This window comes from Nostoc sp. NMS4 (genome assembly GCF_017115095.1).
Taxonomy (GTDB): Bacteria; Cyanobacteriota; Cyanobacteriia; order Cyanobacteriales; family Nostocaceae; genus Nostoc.
In genome coordinates this window covers 1-2,764 of the sequence record NZ_JABXKI010000008.1, presented here as the reverse complement: position 1 = coordinate 2,764, position 2,764 = coordinate 1, and the positions used below count along the sequence as shown (strand labels likewise).

The window sequence follows — 2,764 nt, the reverse complement described above, 5'->3', positions numbered from 1 at the left end:
TTTTTCGGTAAATGCGTAATTTCTACACTAATGGCATCAAATGCTACTGTAAGCAATCAAGCTTTAGCGTTTAATCATCAGTAATCTTTAAAAAATCGAAAAAATTATGTTAAGTATCCCTATTAACCTAAATTTACCTCGTATCCCTCGTTTAATAACTGCTTTACCTGGACCTCGCGCTCAAGCAATTGTACAACGCGATCGCGCCGTAACTTCCCCTTCTTACACCCGCGATTACCCGTTAGTTGTAGCTCGCGGTCAGGGCTGTATGGTAGAAGATGTGGATGGCAATGTATTTCTAGATATGACCGCAGGTATTGCCGTTACCGCCACCGGACACGCTCACCCAGAAGTCGTCAAGGCAATTCAAGAACAGTCGGCGCGGCTGCTGCACATGTCAGGGACAGATTTTTATTATGAGCCGATGGTGGAACTGGCGGAACAATTAGCGATTCGCGCTCCTTTTCCCCAGCCACAGAGTAATGCTGTGTTTCCCGCAAAGGTATTTTTCACCAATTCCGGGGCAGAATCCAACGAAGGAGCAATCAAACTAGCTAGATATTACACCAAGCGATCGCTAATTGTGGCATTCTTAGGTGCATTTCACGGACGCACTTATGGAGCAATGTCTCTCACCGGTTCTAAAACAGTGCAGCGAGCTAACTTTGGGCCTTTAGTTCCTGGGGTGACTCATATTCCCTACGGCACTCACGCTAGCTTAGATTACTTAGAACAACAGCTATTCACGACAATTTTACCACCGCAAGAAGTAGCAGCGATCGTCGTCGAACCGATTCAAGGAGAAGGCGGGTATATCGTCCCCGAAGATGGTTTTTTGAAACGGATTCGGGAGATATGCGATCGCCACGGTATTCTGATGGTAGTGGATGAAGTACAAGCGGGGATGGGGCGGACTGGTCGCTTATTTGCGATCGAGCATTGGGGTGTCATGCCTGATATCATTACTACTGCTAAAGGTATCGCCAGTGGTATGCCATTAGGAGCGATACTAGCCAGACCAGAGTTAATGACTTGGCCTCCCGGTTCTCACGCTACTACATTTGGCGGTAATCCCGTGGCTTGTGCTGCTGGTATTGCCACATTGCGACTGCTGGAAAGTGGTTTGATGACTAACGCCACCCAGATGGGAGAATTATTACAAGCTAGTCTTAGCGAGTTGCATCAAAGATTTCCCAGAGTATCGCCGCCAAGAGGTAAGGGTTTGATGGTTGCGGTAGATTTATTAGATGAACAGGGTAATCTCGATTATAAATTGCGCGATCGCATTATCCAAGAAGCTTTTTTACGGGGTTTATTATTACTAGGTTGCGGTAAAGCAGCAATTCGTTTTTGTCCCCCTCTAATTATCGACAGCGACCAAATTCAAATCGCCCTTCAGATTATCAGCGAGATTTTAAGTTTTTAGAGGATGAGGGAGACGCGGTAAATAACCAATGACAAATGACAAATGACAAATGACAAATGAAATCGCCCTTAATTTATGGAAATTACTTTGGCAAGAATACAGCGCCAGGGTAAATCATGCCTGTACCTACCAGCAAATGATTACTGCTGCCGGTGGAACTGTCGCCAACGACCACATCGCCTTGCGGTCATTGCGTTTATTAGTAGATACTCCACAGGGTCAAGTTAACTTGGGAATTGACTACCTGGGACAACTTGCAGAAGCATTGGGTTACGTGGCGGCTGGAGAGTATACTTTTGCTCAAACTCATTTGTACGCCCGTCATTATCGTCATCCACAGCAAGAGGAATATAACTTACCTAAACTTTTTATCAGCGAGTTGATTGTCGATGAATTGCCTACTAAGATTACTCAACTCATCTCTAAAGTAGTATCTTCAATCCCAGACAAACTGACTTCACCCCTGATTCTTCTAGAAAAAGACCCAAATATTGAAACTGAAACCATCGCCAAACAACTCCAGCAAGTTTTTACCCGTCCTTGGCAACCTCCCCAGCGTTCTGTTGTCGAAGAGGTGAATGAGGTTACTCAGTATGGGGCTTGGGTGTTGCTGCACGGATATGCTGTGAACCACTTTACAGGCTACATTAACGCACAGAATACTCCAGAATATCCAGACATTGATACTACCGCCAATGGTTTGGCTAACCTGGGTGTACCAATGAAAGCAGAGATAGAGGGAAATGTCGCTTGTGGTTTGCGGCAAACTGCAACTCAAGCAGTAACAGAAATGGTGACAGTATTAGATGATAACAGTGGTGCAGAAATTTCGATTCCTTGGACTTATGCCTATTATGAAATTGCCCAGCGCTATCTAGTAGAAGTGGAATCTGGAAAGCAGATACTTTTTGATGCTTTTTTAGGAAGTAATGCCCAGCAATTGTTTGAAATGACTCGTTTATCTAAATAGGTCGATAAACGAACCACAGAGACACAGAGAAGCCAGCGCGTTGCGGGGGTTCCCCCCGTTGTAGCGACTGGCGCGACACAGAGAAATGAGGAGAAGAGAGTTTTTTGGGTATTTTTTTATTTGGAAGTCTCTAAATAGTGCAGCATTGTTAGAGCAATCCTAAATGAGTCGTGAAAATCTCTGATTCCTCTCTCTGCGTTCTCTGCGTCTCTGCGGTTAGTTTCTTTTTACAAATAATTTAGGACTGCTATAGCAAAGGATTCAATTTCGTTTCGTGTTTGGGATGAACTACCCTTGCAAGACAAAATCAGACGCGGTGAGAGTTGGCGCACCAGTTAGAGTTGCAAATAAACCACCACTGCCAAAAC

General features: G+C 44.8%; 2 protein-coding genes. Both read left to right on the top strand.

Annotation, left to right across the window (positions count from 1 at the left end; translation table 11 throughout):
• Window positions 1-106: 106 nt before the first annotated feature.
• Window positions 107-1,426 (top strand): acetyl ornithine aminotransferase family protein, encoded by a 1,320-nt coding sequence (locus tag HWQ37_RS00130; RefSeq protein WP_292742518.1) that lies wholly within the window; start codon window positions 107-109, stop codon window positions 1,424-1,426.
• Window positions 1,427-1,475: 49 nt separating this feature from the next.
• Window positions 1,476-2,396, top strand: a complete 921-nt coding sequence (locus tag HWQ37_RS00125) for a DUF1338 domain-containing protein (protein WP_292742517.1) — start codon at window positions 1,476-1,478, stop codon at window positions 2,394-2,396.
• Window positions 2,397-2,764 lie beyond the last annotated feature (368 nt).